This is a genomic window from Rugamonas violacea (assembly GCF_016461825.1).
Taxonomy (GTDB): Bacteria; Pseudomonadota; Gammaproteobacteria; order Burkholderiales; family Burkholderiaceae_D; genus Rugamonas.
Window position 1 is genome coordinate 172,748 of the sequence record NZ_JAEMNU010000113.1, and the last position, 20,740, is coordinate 193,487.

The 20,740-nt window shown below is 68.4% G+C and carries 3 protein-coding genes and 2 pseudogenes (1 of these 5 only partly in view); all 5 read right to left on the reverse strand.

Annotated features, from left to right (window positions below; all coding sequences use genetic code 11):
• The gene (locus tag H7U20_RS20440) at window positions 1-6,768 is read right to left on the reverse strand and encodes a non-ribosomal peptide synthetase (protein ID WP_199760974.1); all 6,768 of its coding nucleotides are present in this window, start codon (window positions 6,766-6,768) and stop codon (window positions 1-3) included.
• A complete protein-coding gene (locus tag H7U20_RS31115; protein ID WP_458351875.1) occupies window positions 6,761-7,183 on the reverse strand; it encodes a phosphopantetheine-binding protein in 423 nt (140 codons plus the stop codon). Before H7U20_RS31115 ends, H7U20_RS20440 begins: the two co-directional genes overlap by 8 nt.
• Window positions 7,160-8,725, reverse strand: a pseudogene (locus tag H7U20_RS31120) (non-ribosomal peptide synthetase); the annotation flags it as partial. The pseudogene H7U20_RS31120 and the gene H7U20_RS31115, both read right to left, overlap by 24 nt.
• A pseudogene (locus H7U20_RS20445) lies at window positions 8,711-17,779 on the reverse strand (amino acid adenylation domain-containing protein); the annotation flags it as partial. The pseudogenes H7U20_RS20445 and H7U20_RS31120, both read right to left, overlap by 15 nt.
• Window positions 17,776-20,740: the end of a non-ribosomal peptide synthase/polyketide synthase gene (locus H7U20_RS20450; protein ID WP_233410939.1), read on the reverse strand. 16,238 nt of this gene lie beyond the right edge of the window; 2,965 of the gene's 19,203 nt are visible here — the last part of the coding sequence; the start codon falls outside the window, past its right edge — the gene reads right to left on this strand; its stop codon occupies window positions 17,776-17,778. The gene H7U20_RS20450 and the pseudogene H7U20_RS20445, both read right to left, overlap by 4 nt.

Consider the following 20,740-nt stretch of genomic DNA (forward strand, 5'->3'; position numbering starts at 1 on the left):
TCAGTCTTCCTGCTCCAGCAATTGCTTCAGCTGTTGCGCCGTCAGTCCTGTCAGATCCTCACCATGCAGCGCCACGTCTTCCGCCGCGAACTGTGCCAGACGCAGCTCGACCAGCCGGGCCGCCAACCGCTTCAGGGTCGGATGCTGCAGCACGTCCGGCACCGGCAAGTCGATGCCATAGTCGATGCGCGAGCGCGCAGCCAGCTGCAACACCAGCAAGGAATGCCCGCCCAATTCGAAAAAGTCGTCGTCGCGGCCGACGCGCGGCACGCCCAGCAGCTGCTGCCACAGGACCGCGAGCATGGTTTCCGTCTCTCCCTGCGGCGCCTGATAGGGGCGCGCGGCAAAGCTGGCGTGATCCGGCGGAGGCAGCGCCAATCGATGCAGCTTGCCATTTTCGGTCAGCGGGAAGCGCTCCAGCGCGACAAACGCACGAGGCAGCATGTATTCCGGTATCGACGCTGCCAACCAGGCGCGCAAAGCCGCCGCGTCCAAGGTTGCGCCTGCGTGCGGCGTCAAGTAGGCGACCAGGCATGGCTGGCCCGTGGCGTCCGGCCAGGCCAGCACGGCCGCTTGCGCCACCGCCGCGTGCTGCTGCAAGGTCTGCTCGATTTCACCCAGTTCGATGCGGTGGCCGCGCAATTTGACCTGGAAGTCGTTGCGGCCCAGGTAATCGAGCACGCCATCGGCGCGCCAGCGGCCCAGGTCGCCCGTGCGGTACAGGCGGCCGCCCGCGCGGCGGCCGTGGGCGTCGGCGATGAAGCGTTCCGCGTTCAGCTGCGCGCGCCCCCAGTAACCGTGCGCCACCCCGGCGCCGCCGATGCAGATTTCCCCCACCGCGCCCGGCGGCACCAGTTGCCCGCCCGCGTCCAGCAGGTACACCTGGGTGTTGTCCAGCGGCCGCCCGAGCGGCACCACGCCGCCATGCTCGCCCAATTGCGCCGTATAGCGCGCCAACATCGACCAGATGGTGGTCTCGGTTGGACCATACGCATTCCACAGCGCCCCCACCAGCGTGTGCAGCTGGCGCGCCAGCGCGGCTGGCAGCGCTTCGCCGCCGCTGATCGCTTTCAGTCCGGGCGCGCCATGCCAGCCGGCGTCGAGCAGCATGCGCCAGACGCTGGGCGTGGCCTGCACCAGGGTCGGCCCATGCGCGGCCAAGGCTTGCGCCAACGCCGCCCCGTCGGCCGCCGTGTCACGCCCGATCAGCACCACGCTGCCGCCCGTCGTCAGCGGCAGATACAGCTCCAGCGCGGCGATGTCGAAACCGATCGTGGTCAGCGACAGCACCCGCTCGCCCCGGCCGAGCTCCAGCGCGCGCCCCATCGCCGACAGCAGATTGAGCACGCCGCCATGCGCCACCAGCACGCCCTTCGGTTTGCCGGTCGAGCCGGAGGTGTAAATCATATAGGCCGCTTGCCCGGGCACCGGCGGCAAGCACGGATTGGTGTCCGCCATGCCCGCCAGCGTGGCGCCACCTTCTGCGCCATCCAGAAGCACGCGCGTCAATGGCAGTGGCGCGATGGCTGCCAGCGCCTCCTCGCACAGCAGCGCCACCGGCGCGCTGTCGCTCAACATGTACGCCAGACGGTCGGCAGGATAGGCTGGATCGAGCGGCACATAGGCCCCACCCGCCTTTAAAATCCCCAGCAGGCCGGCGATCATGCCGGCCCCGCGTCCGGCGCAAATGGCCACCCGCGCACCGGGCCGCACCCCGGCCGCCAGCAACGCATGGGCGATCCGGTTGGCCTGCCGATTCAATTCGCCATAGCTCACTTGCTGCGTGCCCTCCAACGCGGGCGCGTCCGGCTTCGCCTGCGCCTGACGTTCGAACAACTGGTGGATCAGCGCCGCTTCTTCGTATGGGTGGGCGGTGTCGTTCCAGCCCTCGGTCAGCAGCGCGCACTCCGTCGCCGACAACAGCGGCAAGGCGCACACCAGCGTCTCCGGCGCCTGCGCCAACGCGTCGCACAGCGCCGCCAGCGCCGCCGCCAGATAGCGCGCCACCTGATCCGGGTCGATGCCCGGCACGCACAGCGCGGTCAAGGTAAATCCATTGCCAAGGTCGTCGACCGAGACGGTCAGCGGATAATTGCTGCGCTCCTGCGCGTGCAGCACCTGCGCGCCATCCCACAGCAGCGCGCCTTCCTTGCCGCCCGGGCTGCTGTGGCGGTAGTTGAGCAGCGCGGTAAACAGCGGCATCCCCGCCGGCATGGCGCTGCAACGCTGCGCCAGTCCCAACGACGCCTGTTCGTGGGCCAGCAAGCCGGCCAGCGCTTGCTGGCATGCCCGCACCGCCTGTAACACCCCGGCGCCGCCCAGCCGCAGCCGCAATGGCAGCGTATTGATGTACATGCCCAGTGCGGCGCTAGCGCTACCGCCCTGCAGGCGGCCCGACAGCACCGTGCCGAACACCACGTCATCGCGGCCGGCACACTGCGCCAGCACTTGGCCAAACGCGACGTGGAACAACACCGCCGGCGCCATGCCAAGCCGGCGCGCTTGCAGGCGCAACGCCGCCTGTGCTTCATCGTCGAGCCTCAGCCGCGCTTCGCGCACCTGCTGGCCGCCGCCGCGCACATCCAGCACGCCGAACGGCGCTGTCGGCTCGGCCACATCGCCCAGCATGGCGCGGAAGTAGGCTTCGTGCCGCTCTTGCGGCGCCGCCAGCGTGCGGGCGATGAAGGCGCGGTAGCTGTGCCGCGCCAATGGCGGCGCCAGTTCGCGTCCGGCCAGCAGCTCGCCGATTTCCCCCATCAGCAGCTCCAGCGTGACATGGTCGCAGACCATATGGTGGTATAGCAGCGCCAGCAGCCAGCGGCCCGTGCCGGGTTCCGCCATGCATTGCAGCGCCAGCAGCGGCGCCTGCCGCACATCGATGCGGATGCGCGCCGGGTCGCTGTGTTCAAGCAGCTGCGCCAGCGCATCGGCGCTGGCGTTGGCGTTGGCGTTGGCGTTGGCGTTGGCGTTGGCGTTGGCGTTGGCGTTGGCGCTGGCGTTGGCGTTGACATCGGCATCGGCATCCGCGTTGGCGTCGGCATCGACCACCAGCAGTTCCAGCGCCACACTGCGCTGCACTACCTGCACCGGGCGCTCCAGTCCTTCCCACTGCACCGAGGTGCGCAGCACTTCATGCCGCTGCAATACCCCCTGCAACGCCTCGACAAAGCCGTCGAGCGCGGCACGGCCTTCAAAGCCCAGCACCAGGCGCTGCAAATAGGCGTCGCCTGTCGTTTGCAGCAAGTGATGGAACAGGATTCCCTCCTGTAGCGGTCCAAGCGGATAAATGTCGGCGATATTGGCCGCACCGCCCGGCACCCGCGCGGCGATGCGCGACAGGCCGGCGGCGTCCACATCGGCCAGCGGCACCATGTCCGGTGTGATGACGCTGCAGCCCGGCGGGATCAGCGCGCCGCCCTGCCCGATTCCGTCTGCTTCCACGCCATCCTGGCGCGCCGTAGCCAGCGCTTGCGCCAACGCGCGCAACGTCGGCTGCGCAAACACCGTGCGCACCTCGGCCTGCCAGCCCTGCTCGCGCAAGCGCTCCATCATCCGCACCACCAGCAGCGAATGGCCGCCCAGCTCAAAGAAATGGTCGTCGCGGCCGACCCGCTCCAGGCCCAGCAGCTCCTGCCACAGCAATGCCAGCGCCTGTTCGGCCGGTCCCAGCGGCGCCACGTACTCCCGGCTCGCCACCGCCTGCTGGTCCGGTTCCGGCAGCGCCGCCCGGTCCACCTTGCCGTTCGGCGTCAGCGGCCATTGCGCCAGCATGACAAAGGCCGACGGCAGCATGTAATCGGGCAGTTGCCCGGCCAGCGCGGCGCGCAGTGCGGCCGGATCAGCGCCTTCCCCGCCTTCCGCACCTTGTAAATAGGCCACCAGCCGTTGACCGCCCGCGCCGTCCGGCCGCGCCATCACCAGCGCCTCCCCCACCCCGGCGCAGCGCGCCAGGCGCGCCTCGATCTCGCCCAATTCGACGCGGAAGCCGCGAATCTTGACCTGGCCGTCCAGCCGGCCCAGGAACTCCAGATTGCCGTCGGCCCAATAGCGGGCCCGGTCGCCGGTGCGGTACATCCGTCCCGCCTGCCCGTCCGTGAACGGATAGGGCAGGTAGCGCTCGGCGTTGAGTTCATCGCGGCCGTAATAGCCCGCGCTCAGGCAGGCGCCGCCGATGTACAGGTCACCCGCCACACCCACCGGGCATGGTTGTAGCGCCTCGTTGAGCACGTAATAGCGCGCATTCTGGATCGGTTTGCCGTACGGGATACTGCGCCAGGCCGGATCGACCGCGCCGACCCGGTAATAGTTCGACCACACCGTCGCCTCCGTGGCGCCGCCCAAACCGATCACTTCGCAGCGCGGGAAGGCGCGGCGCAGCGCATCGGGTAACTCCAGCGGAATCCAGTCGCCACTGAAGAACGCCAGCCGCAACGCACCGCTGCCCGCTCCTTCGCCCTCGCCCGCGTCCTCGGCCGCACTCTCAGCCAGGTAAGGCAGCAACTGCTGGCAAACGGCGGGGGCGGAATCCCAGAACGTTACCGCTTCGTCCCGCAGCACCGCCACCAGGCGGCGCGGATCGGCGATTTCCTCGCGGCTGGCGATGCGCACCACCCCGCCCGCCGCCAACAAGCCGAAGATGTCATACACCGACAAATCGAAGCAGAACGAAGTGGTAAACAGCACGCGGTCCTGCGGCCCCACCGCGAACGTGCGGTTGACCCATTCGATCAAATTGATGACGGGGCGGTGCTGCACCATCACGCCCTTGGGCAGCCCGGTCGAGCCGGAGGTATAAATGATGTATGCCAGGTGTCCGGCATGCAGGTCCAGCGCGGCGGGGTCGGGATTGGCGTACGCTGCGGCGCTGTCGCCTGGCTCCAGCGCCAGCAGCGGCAAGCCAGCCCGCACCGGCGCCAGCGCCTCCAGCTGGACCCGCTGCGCCACATCGCACAGCAGCGCCACCGGCGCGCTGTCGCTCAACATGTAAGCCAAACGGTCGGCCGGATAGGCCGGATCGAGCGGCACATAGGCCCCACCCGCCTTTAAAATCCCCAGCAGGCCGGCGACCATGCCGGCCCCGCGTCCGGCGCAAATAGCCACCCGCTCTCCGGGCCGCACCCCGGCCGCCAGCAACGCATGGGCGATCCGGTTGGCCTGCCGATTCAATTCGCCATAGCTCACTTGCTGCGCCCCCGCCAGCGCGAGCGCGTCCGGCCGCGCCTGCGCCTGACGTTCGAACAACTGGTGGATCAGCGCATCTTCGTCATAGGGGCACGCGGTATCGTTCCAGCCGTCGATCAGCAGTGCGCGCTCGGGCACCGACAACAGCGGCAAGGCCGCCGGCGCCGCCGTGCCATCCTGCGCCATCGCGCCCAGCAATGTCATGAACGATGCCGCCAGCCGCTGCGCAGTCGCCGCATCGAACAGGTCGCAGGCATATTCCAAGTCGCCCGTCACGGCGTCCGGCGTTTCGTTCAGTGACAGCGTCAAATCAAATTTGCTGACGCCCTGATCCACCGGCAATGCCTCCACACACAATCCGGGCAATTCCAACGCCGCCGAACGCGGCGTGTTGTTCATCGTAAACATGGTCTGGAAGATCGGGCTGTGGCTGATACTACGGGGCGGGTTGAGCGCCTCGACAATCTGTTCGAATGGTAAATCCTGGTGCTGGTATGCCGACAACAGCGCCTGCTTGGCCTGCTGTAGCAGCGCATCAATGTCGTGCGCCTCGGCGATCCGCAAGCGCAGCGGCAAGGAATTGACAAAGAATCCGATCAATGGCTCCAGTTCGCTGCGCTGGCGGTTTGCCACCGCCACACCCAGCACCACGTCGCCTTGGCCGCAATAGCGCGCCAGCAACAAGCCCCAGGCACTCACCAATAGCATGAACAGGGTGCACTGGCGCCGCTGCGCCAGCGCACGCAGTTCGACCAGCAAGTTGGGCGGCAAGGCCAGCGCCACTTTGAGGCCCGCATGAGCGGGTGCCGCCGGACGCGGCCGGTCGGCAGGGAAAGCCATCACCAGCGGCGCATCCGCCAGCTGTCTACGCCAGTATTCCTGCTGCTGGCTCAGACGCTCGCCGCTCAGCCAGCCACGCTGCCAGGCTGCATAATCGGCGTACTGGACGGCCAGTTGCGGCAGCGGGTCGGCCGGTCCAGTGCTGAAGGCGCGGTACAACTGCGTCACCTCCCGTAGCAGCACGCCTATCGACCAGGCATCGGAAATGATATGGTGCTGGGTCAGCAGCAGCACATGTTCCTCATCAGCCGTACGCAGCAACAGGCCGCGCATCAGCGGACCGGCCGCCAGGTCGAACGGCAGGGCACAGTCGTCGACGCGCTGTCGCTCGACCGCGCTGTCCAATTCGCGGCCATGCAAATGACGCAGCTCACAGTGTCGAAGCGGGCAACCGGCGCCGGGCGGCGCCACCTTTTGCACTGGCGCCTCGCCGTCGAACACGAAGGTGGTGCGCAGAATTTCGTGGCGCGCCACCACCGCATCCAGGCTGGCTTGCAATGCAGCGACGTTCAGCGTTCCGGACAGCTTCAACGCCACGGCGATATGATAGGCGGCACTGGCCGCATGGTCGTACTGGTCCAGGAACCACAAGCGCTGCTGCGCCCATGACAAGGGCAGCGGCGCGCCGCGCGGCGCAACCGGTATCGCCGGCGCCTCCTGGCCGTGCGCCGTCGCCAGTTTTTCCTGCAAGCGCTTGCGTAACAGCGCCTGTTTGAGCTCCTCCCGGGAGCGTTCCTTGTCATTCACTTTGCTTGTCTCCTTCTTCCAACATTGCCAGCATCTCTTCGTCGGAGAACTGGTCCAGATCGTTTGCGTCGTCGCCCAACAAGGTGGCAAACTGCTGCTTTTCGATGTGGTCGGCCATCGTCGTCAGCGTCGCCTGTTCGAACAGCACCGCCAGCGGCAGCTCCACCAGGCAAGTCTGCTTGATGCGCAGCGCCAGCTGCATGGCCAGCAGCGAATGGCCGCCCAGCTCGAAGAAATGGTCGTCGCGGCCGACCCGCTCCAGTCCCAGCAGCTCCTGCCACAGCAATGCCAGCGCCTGTTCGGCCGCCCCCTGCGGCGCCACGTACTCCCGGCTGGCCACCGCCTGCTGGTCCGGTTCCGGCAGCGCCGCCCGGTCCACCTTGCCGTTCGGCGTCAGCGGCCATTGCGCCAGCATGACAAAGGCCGACGGCAGCATGTAATCGGGCAGTTGCCCGGCCAGCACGGCGCGCAGCGCGGCCGGATCAGCGCCTTCCCCGCCTTCCCCACCTTGTAGGTAGGCCACCAGCCGTTGACCGCCCGCGCCGTCCGGCCGCGCCATCACCAGCGCCTCGCCCACCCCGGCGCAGCGCGCCAGGCGCGCCTCGATCTCGCCCAATTCGACGCGGAAGCCGCGAATCTTGACCTGCCCGTCCAGCCGGCCCAGGAATTCCAGATTGCCGTCGGCCCAATAGCGGGCCCGGTCGCCGGTGCGGTAGATCCGGTCCGCCAGCCCGTCCGTGAACGGATCGGGCAGGTAGCGCTCGGCGTTGAGTTCATCGCGGCCGTAATAGCCCGCGCTCAGGCAGGCGCCGCCGATGTACAGGTCACCCGCCACACCCACCGGGCATGGTTGTAGCGCCTCGTTGAGCACGTAATAGCGCGCATTCTGGATCGGTTTGCCGTACGGGATACTGCGCCAGGCCGGATCGACCGCGCCGACCCGGTAATAGTTCGACCACACCGTCGCCTCCGTGGCGCCGCCCAAACCGATCACTTCGCAGCGCGGGAAGGCGCGGCGCAGCGCATCGGGTAACTCCAGCGGAATCCAGTCGCCACTGAAGAACGCCAACCGCAACGCGCCGCCGCCCTCGCCCGCGTCCTCGCCCGCAGTCTCACCCAGGTACGGCAGCAACTGCTGGCAAACGGCGGGGGCGGAATCCCAGAACGTTACCGCTTCGTCCCGCAGCACCGCCACCAGGCGGCGCGGATCGGCGATTTCCTCGCGGCTAGCGATGCGCACCACCCCGCCCGCCGCCAACAAGCCGAAGATGTCGTACACCGACAAATCGAAGCAGAACGAAGTGGTAAACAGCACGCGGTCCTGCGGCCCCACCGCGAACGTGCGGTTGACCCATTCGATCAAATTGATGACGGGGCGGTGCTGCACCATCACGCCCTTGGGCAGCCCGGTCGAGCCGGAGGTATAGATGATGTATGCCAGGTGTCCGGCATGCAGGCCCAGCGCGGCAGGGTCGGGATTGGCGTACGTTTCGGCGCTGTCGCCTGGCTCCAGCGCCAGTAGAGGCAAGCCAGCCCGCACCGGCGCCAGCGCCTCCAGCTGGACCCGCTGCGCCACATCGCACAGCAGCGCCACCGGCGCGCTGTCGCTCAACATGTAAGCCAAACGGTCGGCCGGATAGGCCGGATCGAGCGGCACATAGGCCCCACCCGCCTTTAAAATCCCCAGCAGGCCGGCGATCATGCCGACCCCGCGTCCGGCGCAAATGGCCACCCGCGCACCGGGCCGCACCCCTACCGCCAGCAGCGCATGGGCGATCCGGTTGGCCTGCCGATTCAGCTCGCCGTAGCTCACTTGCTGCGCCCCCGCCAGCGCGAGCGCATCCGGCCGCGCTTGCGCCTGGCGTTCGAACAACTGGTGGATCAGCGCATCGTCTTCATACGCGCGCGCGGTGTCGTTCCAGCCATGTACGATTTGCCGCAGCTGCGCGGGCGGCACCGGTGGCAATGCGCGCGGCGCCGCTTCGGGATCGGCGGCGATGGCGCCCAGCACCGCCTCATACAGTCCGCGGATGAGCGCCAGCTGCTCGCGCCCAATACGCTGGGTATCGGCATCGAAACTGACGCGTAACTCACCCAGCGTATGGGAAAACGTCACGGCCAGAGGGAAGCCTGTAGCCTCATGGGAAACGGCATCGACCAGCGCGATGCCGCTGTCCCCGCCAAGGGCCTCGTAAGCATGGAAATTGACGAAATTGAAGACGATTTCGAACAGCTGATTACGACCGTTTTCCAGCACGATCTGGAAATATGGATAGCGGCGCTGTGCCAGCACCTCCAATTCGGCCGCGAACGTCGCCTGCACCTGCGCGCGCCAGCTCTCTTGCCACCGATCGATACGGAACGGCAGCGTATTGAGAAACAGGCCCAGCACCTTGTCGCCGTCGGCCTGCTCCGGGCGGACATTGCAAACCAGCCCGGATAGCACGTCGACGCGGCCGCACAGTGCGCTGACCACCCACATATGCGCGCACAACAAGACTGAGCGCAACGGCAGCGACAGACGCAGGGCCAGCTGTTCCAGCGCGCCTTGCACGGCAGGCGGCAGCGTCAGTGAACGCTCGGCCCGCGCCGGCGTCCAGGCTTCAGCGCCGCCGTGTTGGGGCAGCGCCGACAATTCCCAACCATCCAGGTAGCGGCGCCAGAATGCGCGCTGCTCAAGCGACGCCAGCGCCGCCCGTTCCTGCACTGTGGCGGCTTGCTCACTGAGCGCCAATGGCGCCAGTATTGGCGGCTGCCCCGCCAGCAAACGCGCATACTGGGCGAACAGTTCGCTCTGGAACATGGCCACGCTCCAGCCATCGAGGATGGCGTGGTGGAAGCTCATGGTGTACTGGATTAGCGTAGCGCCGCGCACATGCACGAACACACGCAGCAACGGCGCTTGCGTCAGCTCGAAGCCCGAGGCGCGCTCGCGTTCGACAAACGCCACCACCATCTCGTCCTGCCGCTGCGGCGTCCATGCCCGCATATCATCGACGCGCAGCGGCAGCGGCGCGGCGCGGTACACCAGTTGCATCGGCTGCCCATGCTGCCCGAAGTCGAAGGCCGTGCGCAGCACCGGATGCCGGCGCGCCATGGCCTGCAAGGCCGCATCGAACGCCGCTTCATTCCAGACGGGCAAACGCAACTGGTAGCTGAAGACGTCGTGATACACCCCCTGCCGCTGCGCATACTGGTTGTGGAACACCATCCCGAGCTGCAGCTGAGTCATGCCGAACGCGCTCTCCACGCCTTCCGCGCACTGCTGCGGCGCGCCGTCCGCATCGACGGAAGCGGTGGCGGCGATCGCCGGCGTGGCCACTTGTTCCACATGACGTGCCAGCGCCGCCACGGTGGGCTGGCGGAACAAGTCGATCACGGCGCAATGCAGTCCCGCTGCGCGCGCCTTGGCCACCACCGCGATACCGCGGATCGAGTCGCCGCCCAGGTCGAAGAAATTGTCGTCCACGCCCACCTGTGGCAGATCCAGCACCGCCGCCCAGATCGCGGCCAGCACCTGCTCCGCGCCTGCCCGGGGCGCCCGGTAAGCTTGGCGGCCGACCGCCTGCGCGTCCGGATCAGGCAGTGCGGCGCGGTCCAGTTTGCCGTTTGCCGTCAACGGATATGAATCCAGCAGCACGAAGGCAGCCGGCACCAGATGCTCGGGCAGCACGGCGGACAATTGCGCGCGCAACGCCAGCGGCGCACACTGCGCCGCGTCCGCCGCGATCAGATACGCCACCAGCCGGGCTTCCGCTTCGCCCTGCGCCAGAACCACCGCCTGGCGCACGCCAGGCAGCGCGGCCAGCGCCGCCTCGACCTCGCCCAATTCGATGCGGAAGCCGCGCACCTTGACCTGGAAGTCGTTGCGGCCGCCGTATTCGATGCGGCCGTCGGCCAGCCGGCGCGCCAGGTCGCCGCTGCGGTACAGGCGCACACCGGGCGCTTCGGCTAGCACATCGCCAACGAAACGCTGCGCCGTCAATTCGGGACGGCCCAGGTAGCCGCGCGCCAGACCCGCGCCAGCGATGTACATTTCGCCGAACACGCCCGGCGGCTGGATCTGCCGGTGCTGGTCAAGGATCCAGACTTGCAGATCGTCCAGCGGCTTGCCGACGATACTGGCGCGCCGCTCCAGCACATCGGCCGCGCTCACCTCATGGTAGGTCACATGCACGGTGGTTTCCGTGATGCCGTACATATTCACCAGACGGGTGGACTGCAGACTGTTGCGCGCGATCCAGGGCGCCAGCGTGTGCATCTCCAGCGCCTCGCCACCAAACACGACCACGCGCAGCGCATGCTCGCGGCCGTCCTGCGCCGCCACCAGTTGGTGGAAAGCGCTGGGGGTCTGGTTCAGCACCGTGACCTCTTGCTCGCACAGTAATCGGTAAAAATCGTGTGGCGACCGGGCGCACGCGGCCGGCACCACCACCAAGCGCCCGCCGTGCGCCAGCGCGCCCCAGATTTCCCAAACCGAAAAATCGAATGCATATGAATGGAACAGGGTCCATATGTCGTCGCGGCCAAAACCGAAATGGCGCTGGCAGCTCGACAACAGGCGCGCCACCTGCGCATGTTCCACCATCACTCCTTTCGGCTGGCCGGTGGAGCCGGAGGTATACATGACATACGCCAGGTGATGGGGCGCCAGGTCCGCCACCGCCGGATTGTGGCCGCGCGCGCCATCGGCGGCGTCAGCGTCGGCGCCGTCCAGCGCAAGCACGGGCAAGCCATGCGCGCCCATGGCGACGGCGGCCGTGCTGTCCGCCAGCAGCGCCAGCGGCATGCTGTCGGCCAGCATATAGGCCAGACGCTGCGCCGGATAGGCGGGGTCCAGCGGCACATAGGCGCCGCCCGCCTTCAGGATCGCCAGCAAGCCGGCCAGCAGCGCCGGGCCGCGCTCCGCGCAAAGCGCCACTCGCGCATCGGGCCGCACGCCAAGCCCGATCAGCCGGTGCGCCAACCGGTTGGCCCGGCGGTTCAGGGCGGCGTAGCTGACATGGACGCCTTCGAACACCAGGGCCGTCGCGTCAGGGTGTGCGGCGGCATGCGCTTCGAACCGGCGGTGTAGCAGCTGGACTGGATGGGCCGACAGCGGCGTGGCCGCTTGCGCCGTCCATGCCGCCCGGCCGGCCCGGTCGAACAGCGGCAGTCGGTACAGCGGCTGCTGCGGGTCGGCCACCATGCCTTCCAACAGCGCGCACAGGTGTCCGGCCAGGCGCGCCACAGTGGCGGCGTCGAACAAGGCGCTGGCGTACTCCAGCTCTGCCATCATCTGGCCGCCCGCCTCGCTCAGCAGAAGCGACAAGTCGAATTTCGAGGTCAGCTGGCTGCCTGCCAGCGGCGCGGCGCGCAGCTCAGGCAAATCCAAGGCCGCTTGCGCCACGTCGGTGATGGCCAGCACGGTCTGGAATATGGGGCTGTAAGCAGTGCTGCGCGGCGGCTTTACCGCTTCCACCACTTGCTCGAACGGCAAATCCTGATGGTCGTAGGCGGCCAGCGCGGTGGCGCGCACCTGCGCCAGCAATTGCGCCACGGTGGCGGTATCGTCCACCCGCACACGCAGCGCCAGCATGTTGGCAAAAAATCCGATCAGTGGTTCCAGTTCGGGACGGGCACGGTTGGCCACCGGCGTGCCGATCACGATGTCGTCCTGGCCACCCAGGCGCGCCAGCAATGCCGCCCATGCGGCCGTCAGCGTCATGAACAGGGTGGTGCCCATTGCGCGGGAGAGTTCGCGCAGGGCGCCGCTCAGCGCCTGCGGCAAGGCAAATTTATGCACCGCGCCGGCATACTGCTGCTGCGCCTGGCGCGGGCGGTCCAGCGGCAATGCCAGCAAGGTTTGCGCACCACACAATTGATGTCGCCAGAATTCGAGCTGGGGGTGCAGGCGGTCGCCGCTCAACCAGCCGCGCTGCCACAACGCGAAATCGGCATACTGGATCGCCAGCGGCGCCAAGCGGCTGGCCTGGCCCGTCACTTGCGCGCGGTACAGCGCGGCCACTTCCTGCACCAGCACGCCCAGCGACCAACCGTCCGACACGATATGGTGCTGCACCAGCAGCAGCACATGCTCGCGCTCGGCCATACGCAACAAGGTGCCGCGAATCAGCGGCCCCTGCGCCAAGTCGAACGGCCGGCCATACTCTTCGACGCGGACCCGTTCCAGCGCACATTCCTGTTCATGTCCGCCGAGTGAACTCAAATCGCATTGCGCCAGCACGAAGCCGCAATTGGCCGGTGCAATGCGTTGCAGCGGTCCCTCGGTGTCCTCTCCGATGGTGGTGCGCAGCGCTTCATGGCGCGCCACCACACCATCCAGCGCCGCCTGCAACGCGTCCCCGTTCAAGGCGCCGCCGAGCCGCAGTCCGGTCAGCATGTGATAGGCCTTGCCGGCTTCGCGGTCGAGCTGATCCAGGAACCACAGCCGCTGCTGGCCCCACGACAATGGCAGGCGCCCGCCGCGCGGCTGGCGGGCGATGGCGCCGACGCCGTCATCTTCACCTTCGCCAACCTCACGCGCCCGCACCCGGCGCGCCAACGCGGCAATGGTCGGCTCGGCGAAAAATTCGCGCATCGACACTTCAACACCGGTGCTCTGGCGCACGCGCGCCAGCAATTGCACCGCCAATAGCGACTGGCCGCCCAATTCGAAGAAATCCACCTGCGGCCCCGCCGGCACGGCGCCGAACAAGTCTTGCCAGATGGCGGCGATGGCTTCCTCGCCGGCCTGCGGCGCCGCCACGGCATGGACGGCCGTAACAGCTGCGCCGGTGACGTCAGCAATTTGGCCGGCCGACGCGGCCCGGGCCGGCTGCCGGCCAGACGGCGGCATGGGCGAAACCGCCAACTGGCCGCCGCCCGCCGCCAGCAGGCGGGCGAACAGCACGGCGCCGTCCTGCGGCGCAATGCCTTGCGCCAGCATCCCGGCCAGCCGTGCGCGGCGCGCTTCGGGCAGGCCGGCCAGCGCAGCGGCAGCCATGCCGACTTGCTGCCAGGCGGCCCAGTTCACCGCCAGCACGCGGCCGCAGCCGCTCTGCTGACAATGCTGCGCATAGGCGTCCAGGAAGGCGTTGGCGGCGCTGTAGTCAGCCTGGCCGGGGGCCGGATAGAGGCTGTTCAAACTGGAGCACAGCAACATGAAGTCCAGTCGCAGCGGATCGAACACCTGCGCCAGCGCCAGGGTTCCTGCCACCTTGGCTGCCATCACCTGGCGGGCGCGCCAGGCCTGCTGCTCGCCCAGCAGCGCGCCGCCGGGCACGCCGGCGGCATGGAACACGCCGTGCACCGGCCCATCGAGACTGTCGGCCAGCGCCTGCAAGGCCGCCGCATCGGCCACATCGGCCGCCACGTATTGCACGGTGGCGCCGGCCGCTTCCAGTTCGCGGCACAGCGCGATCCGCTCTGCCACCGCGCCGCCTTCCTGCAGGCCGTGCTCCCAGTCGCACCGCTCCGGCAGCCCGCTACGGCCGAGCAGCAATAAGTGCGGGCCGCGCACCGCGCCCGCCAGGTAGCGGGCGAACTCGGCGCCTATCCCGCCCGCGCCACCCGTGATCAGGTAGCGGCCACCGTCGCGCAGCGGCAGCGGCAGGCGCTCCTGCTCCTGCTCCTGCTCCTGCTCCTGCTCCTCCACAGCATGGCGCTCCAGCGCGCAGTGCCACAAATAGCGGCCGCGCCACGCCACGCTGGCGCCGGGCGCGGCGGCATCCCATGCTTGCTCAAGCTGGGCCAAGGCCATGCCGTCTTGCCGCTCCACGTCGATATGGCGGCACACGATATTCGGATATTCGACCGTGATGGCGCGCAAGGCGCCCAACAGCGTGGCGCGGCGTGGCAGTAGATTTTCCTGTCCCAGCACGCCGTACAGGCCGCTGGTGGCCACATCGAGCAGCACCGGCGCGCCCGGCGCGGCGCGTTCAAGCGCCTGCGCCAGGTATACCAGGCTGTGATATCCAAGGTCGTCCGGCTGTGGCGTGGCCGGCAGTTCCCAGCAATGGCAAATACGCCGCGGCAGCGCGCCATCGGCTTGCAGGTCGGCCAGCAGGCGCGCATAGTGCGCCGGATCCAGCGGATCGAACTCATAGCCTTGCGCCTTGCGCGCATAGGCAGCAGCAAAGCTGGCCAGCACCACCTGGTGGCCGGCGGCGCGCAGTGTGGCGACATACGGCAGCGCCAGGCCGGCCGCATCGCACAGCACCAGTTGCCGCATCGGCTCCTGACGCCGCCGCGGCGCGGCCAGATTGGCCAGCGCGGCACCGCGTTTCCAGACCGGCGCATACAGCCAGTCGGCCGGGTTGACGCTGCGTGTTGGCGGCGCCGGCTGGGCGCTCGCGGCAACCGTGGGCAACCAGTGCGGTGTGCGTTCGAACGGGTAGCTTGGCAGCGGAACGCGGCGCCGCGCCTGACCCGCGTGCTGCGCGCTCCAGTCGACCGCCACGCCGCGTTGCCACAGCCCCCCCAGCGCGGCCAGCGCCGTGGCGTGCGCACAGCCGCCGCCGTCACGCGGCAGCGCCGCCAGCGCCGTGGCCGAAGGCCGTCCATCCGTTGCGGCCGGCCGCTGGCGCACCAGGGCACATAGCACGCCCGGCCCTAGTTCCAGCAGCGTATCGGTCGCGCTCTCCAACAGGCGTTCGAGCGCCAGGTCAAAGCGCACTTCGCCGCGCAGGTGCGCGCTCCAGTAGGCCGGATCGGTGGCTTGCGCCGGCGTGATCCAGTCGCCGGTGAGATTGGACAGATAGGGCAGTTGCGGTTCGCGCAAAGTCACGCCCGCCACGCAGCGCTCGAATTCGGCCAGGACCGGGTCGAGCAGCCCGCTGTGGAAAGCGTGCGAAGTGCGCAATGGCTGGCACGGGATGGCCCGAGCGTGCAAGGTTTCGGCCAGTTGCGCGACCGCCTCGTGGCTGCCGGCGACGCTGCAGGCGGCCGGCCCGTTGACCGCCGCCAGCCACAATTGGCCTTGCAGCAGCGGGCGCAAGCTTGCTTCATCGGCTTGCACGGCCAGCATCGCGCCGCCCGGCAGGGTATCGATCAGCGCACCGCGCCGCGCCACCAGCCATAGCGCATCCTCAAGTCCCAACACGCCGGCCAGACAGGCGGCGACGTATTCGCCGACGCTGTGCCCCAGCATGGCGGCCGGCCGCACGCCCCAGTCCTCGAACTGACAGGCCAGCGCATAGCCGGTGACGAACAGCGCCGGCTGCGTGTAGCGGGTCTGCTCCAACATGCGCGCGGCCTGTTGCTCGCCGCCGCAGGCCGGATACAGCAAGGTGCGCAGATCGAGCCCCAGCGCCGCTTGCAGTAGCCGGGCGCAGTTGTCCACCTCGTCGCGGAAACGGCCGCCGGCGCGATACAGTTCCGCTCCCATCCCGGCGTATTGCGCGCCCTGGCCGGGGAACAGAAACGCCACCGCAGGCTGTTGCCGCGCCATGACAGGGGCCGGCGCCGGCTGCTCCAGCGCGGCAACGGCGGCAGCGACGTCGGCGCAGGCCAACGCGCGCCGCCACGGAAATGCGCGCCGGCCCAGCTGGCTGGTGTAAGCCAGGTCGGCCAGGCTTGCCCGGGCGCCCTCGCCGTCGCGCAAGCAGTGCGCCAGGCGGCGCTGCGCTTCCTCCAGCGCCTGCCGGGTACGCGCCGACAGCAGCAGCAGTTGCGGGCCTGTGCTCGGCGTTGCAGGCAGGTGCGGCGCCTCCTCCAGCACCACATGAGCGTTGCTGCCGCCGATGCCAAACGAACTGACCCCGGCGCGGCGCGGCGTGGCGCCGGCCGGCCACTCGGCGCCCTGCGCCGAGACGCGGAACGGGCCACTGGCGAAATCGATCAGCGGATTGGCTTGCTTGAAATGCAGAGTGGCCGGCAGGCGGCGATGGCGTAGCGCCTGCACCGTTTTGATCAAGCCTGCGACGCCGGCGGCGGCGTCCAGATGGCCGATATTGCTCTTCACCGAACCCAGTACGCAGGCGCCGCCGGTATGGCCGAACACCTGGTTCAGCGCCGCGACTTCGATCGGATCGCCCATCGCGGTAGCGGTGCCGTGCGCCTCGATATAACTGACCGACGCCGCATCCACACCAGCCACCGCCAGCGCCTCGGCGATGACGGCGGCCTGGCCTGTTACGCTGGGCGCGGTGTAGCCCGCCTTGTCAGCGCCGTCGTTGTTGATGGCCGAGCCGCGGATCACCGCGTGCACGGTGTCGCCGTCTTCCAGCGCACGCGCCAGGCGCTTCAACACCACAATGCCCAGGCCATCGCCACTCACCGTGCCAGCGGCGCCGGCGTCAAACGGGCGGCAATGGCCGTCGCGCGATGCAATGCCGTTCGGCGTGTACAGATAACCTTTCTTGGCCAGCGTGCCGATCGACACGCCGCCCGCCAGCGCCATGTCGCATTCGCCATTCAGGATGCTTTGGCCGGCCAGGTGCACCGCCACCAACGAAGTCGAACAGCCGGTCTGCACCACCACCGCCGGCCCCGTCAGGTTCAGCTGAAAGGCGACACGGCTGCACAGGTAATCCTTGTCGCTGGCGATGCCGACCGCGAGCGGGCCGGCGGCGCGCAATAGGGCCGGATGGCCGCTGACGTTTTGCAGGAAGTAGGCGTTTTGCGACATGCCGGCAAAGATGCCGGTGACGCCAGGCAGCGCGCCCGGCGCGTAGCCGGCGTGCTCAATGGCCGCCCACGCCGTTTCCAGGAACAGGCGTTGCTGCGGATCGGTCAACTCGGCTTCGCGCGGTGTCATGCCGAAAAAGGCCGCGTCAAAATGCTCAACGCCGTCCAGCATTCCGGCGGCACGGACATAATCCCGGTTGGCCAGCAGCTCGGCCGCCACACCAGCCTCGCGCAATTCGTCGGCGTCGAAATGGCGGATGCTCGCCACCCCGGCGTCGAGGTTTTTCCAGAACTGGGCCACATCGTCAGCGCCGGGGAATCGGCCGGCCATGCCGATGATGGCGATCGCATATTCGTCTTGCACGTCTTGTGTCATGCTCTTGTCCTTGATAGCGAATGTCATTGCGTTTCGCGGGCGCCGCCGCGGCGCGCGCCCACCGCGCGCTGGCGCCGCGCCGTGCCGCGGGCGGCGGAGGCCTGCAACTGCACGGCGGCGGCATCGCTCACTCCGTCAAGAAATGCCGCCAACGTCGCGATGCTGTTATGGGTGAACAGGTCCGGCACCGTGACCCGCTGGCCATGCCGCTCGGCCAGCCGGCTGTGCGCCTTCAGCAGCAGCAGCGAGCTGCCGCCCAGCTCGAAGAACGATTGACGCCGCCCAACCGACGCCAACCCCAGTAGTTCGCACCACAGCGCGGCCAATTCCTGCTCGGTGGCGCCCTGCGGCTCGGCATCGGCAGTGAGCGGCGCGCGCTGGCCCGGCGGCGGCAGCGCCGACCGGTCCAGCTTGCCGTTTGCCGACAGCGGCCACTCGGCCAAGCTCACGAACGCCGCCGGCAGCATGTGTTCCGGCAGCGTGGCCGACAGCATTTGGCGCAACTCGGCCGGCTCCGGCAGCGCCTCGGCGGCCAGCAGGTAAGCCACCAGCTGGGTTTCGCCGTGTGCCGCCGTGCGCGCCACCACCAGCGACTCGCCCACGCCGGGCAAGTTCGCCAGCGCCGCCTCGATCTCGCCCGGTTCGATGCGGAAGCCGCGGATCTTGACCTGGAAATCGTTGCGCCCCAGGTACTCCAGTGTGCCGTCGGGCAGCCAGCGGGCCAGGTCGCCCGTGCGGTACATGCGCGCGCCCGGCGCCGCCACATGCGGGTCGCGCACGAAGCGTTCGGACGTCAACTGCGGACGATTCCAATAGCCGCGCGCCACCGGCTGGCCGCCGATGCACAATTCGCCGGGCACACCGGCCGGCAGCGGTTCGCCATGACGGTCCAATACGTAAATGCGCGCATTGGCGATCGGCCGGCCGATCGGCACCAGCGGCGCGGCGTATTGGTCGGCCTGGCAACGCCATGCCGTTACGTCGATCGCCGCCTCGGTTGGGCCGTACAGATTGTGCAGCTCGACTTGCGGATACATGTCCAGACAGCGTCGCATGGTCGCATGCGGCAGCGCCTCGCCGCTGCATACGATGCGGCGCAAGCGATGCTGCTCCGGCAGGCGCGCATGTTCAAGGAATTGCAGCAGCATCGAAGGGACGAAGTGGATGGTGCTCACCCCGGCCGACGCCACCAGCGCCGCCAGGTAATGGGGATCCTTGTGACCGCCGGGCCGCGCCAGTACCAGCGTGCCGCCCGCCAGCAGCGGCAGGAAGAATTCCCATACCGAGACGTCAAATCCGAACGGGGTCTTCTGCAGCACCTTGTCATCCGCCCCAAGGCCGTGGTAATCGCGCGCCCACAGCAGGCGGTTCAGCAAGGCGCCGTGTTCATTCATGACGCCTTTCGGCTGCCCGGTCGAACCCGAGGTGTAGATGACATAGGCCAGGCTGGCCGCGTCCAGCCCCGCCACCAGCGGATCGTTCACGGCGGCCGGATCGAGCCCCGCCGCGCCGCCTTCGGCGTCAAGCAACAGCAGTTCGGCGCCGGCGGGCATGACCGCGCCGGGGCGCTGCGCGAGCAGCACGCGCGGCGCGCTGTCGGCCAGCAGGTGGTCCTGTCGTTCGGCCGGGTAAGCAGGATCGATCGGGACATAGGCACCGCCGGCCTTCAAGATCGACAGCAGCGCCACCACCAGGGCGACGCCGCGCTCCAGGCAAACCGCCACGCGCGACTCCGGCCCGACACCCATCGCGATCAAGCGATGCGCCAGCCGGTTGGCACGCCGGTTCAACTCCCCGTAATCAATATTCAATTCGCCAAATTGCAGCGCCGCCGAGCCGGGGCGGGCCGCCGCCTGCTGCTCGAATAGCTGGTGCGCCAGGCGCGACGTGTCGCAAGGCTGTGGCGCGGGATTCCAGGCCTCCAGCAGCGCGCGGCGCTGCAGCGGTGCCAGCCACGCCAGGCGGCTGACCGGCTGCGTGGCGTCTTGCACCATCGCTTCCAACAGCCGCTGGAATTGTTGCGCATAGCGCTGCACGGTTTCAGGCAGAAACAAGTCGCTCGCATATTCCAGCGTGCAGTGGAACACGCCGCCTTCGTCGCGCACCGCGAGCGACAGGTCGAAGCGCGCGCTCGATTGCGCCAACGGCAGACGGCTCACCGCCAGGCCCGGCACCACAAGCGCGTCGGCATCCGGCGAGTTATCCATGCTCAGCATGGATTGGAACAACGGACTGTGGCTGCCGCTGCGCGGTGGATTGACCACCTCGACCACTTGTTCGAATGGCAGGTCTTGGTGGGAAAATGCCGCCAGAGTCACGTCGCGCGCTTGCGCCAGCAAATCCGCCACCGTCGGTTCGCCTTTCAGCCGTAGCCGCAACGCCAGCGTGTTGACAAAGAAGCCGATCAGCGGTTCCAGCGCCGCCATGCGGCGATTGGCGACGGCCGTGCCGATGACGATGTCGTCCTGGCCGCTCAGGCGCGCCAGCAGCGCCCACCAGCCGGCCAATAACGTCATGAACGGCGTGGCGCCGTGCGCCAGACCCAGTTCACGCAGGCGCTGCACCAGCGCTGCCGCCAGTTCAAACCGAATCGCGCCACCCGCGTAGCGTTGCAGCGCCGGACGCGGCAAGTCTAGCGGCAATTGCAACAGCGCTGGCGCAGCGGCCAACTGCCGGCGCCAGTAGACGCGCTGCGCTTCCAGTGCGGCGCCGCTCAGCCAATCTTGCTGCCACGCCGCGTAATCGCCATATTGCACCGTCAGCGCGGGTAATTCATGGGCGCCGCCGCTGCGCTGCGCCGCATACAGCGCCAGCACATCGCGCAGCATGACGGCGACCGACCAACCGTCAGAGACGATGTGATGCTGAGTCAGCAAGAGCACATATTCGTCTGCTGCCATCCGCAGCAATTGACCGCGCAGCAGCGGACCTTCGGTCAAGTCGAACAACTGCGCCGCCTCGTCGGCGCAATGCTGCGCCAGCACGAAT

Coding starts and splice junctions, on each gene's coding strand:
- H7U20_RS31115 (WP_458351875.1), bottom strand. CDS start 7,183: ATGCTGGCGCAATGGCCGCTGACGCCGAACGGCAAGGTGGACCGGGCG.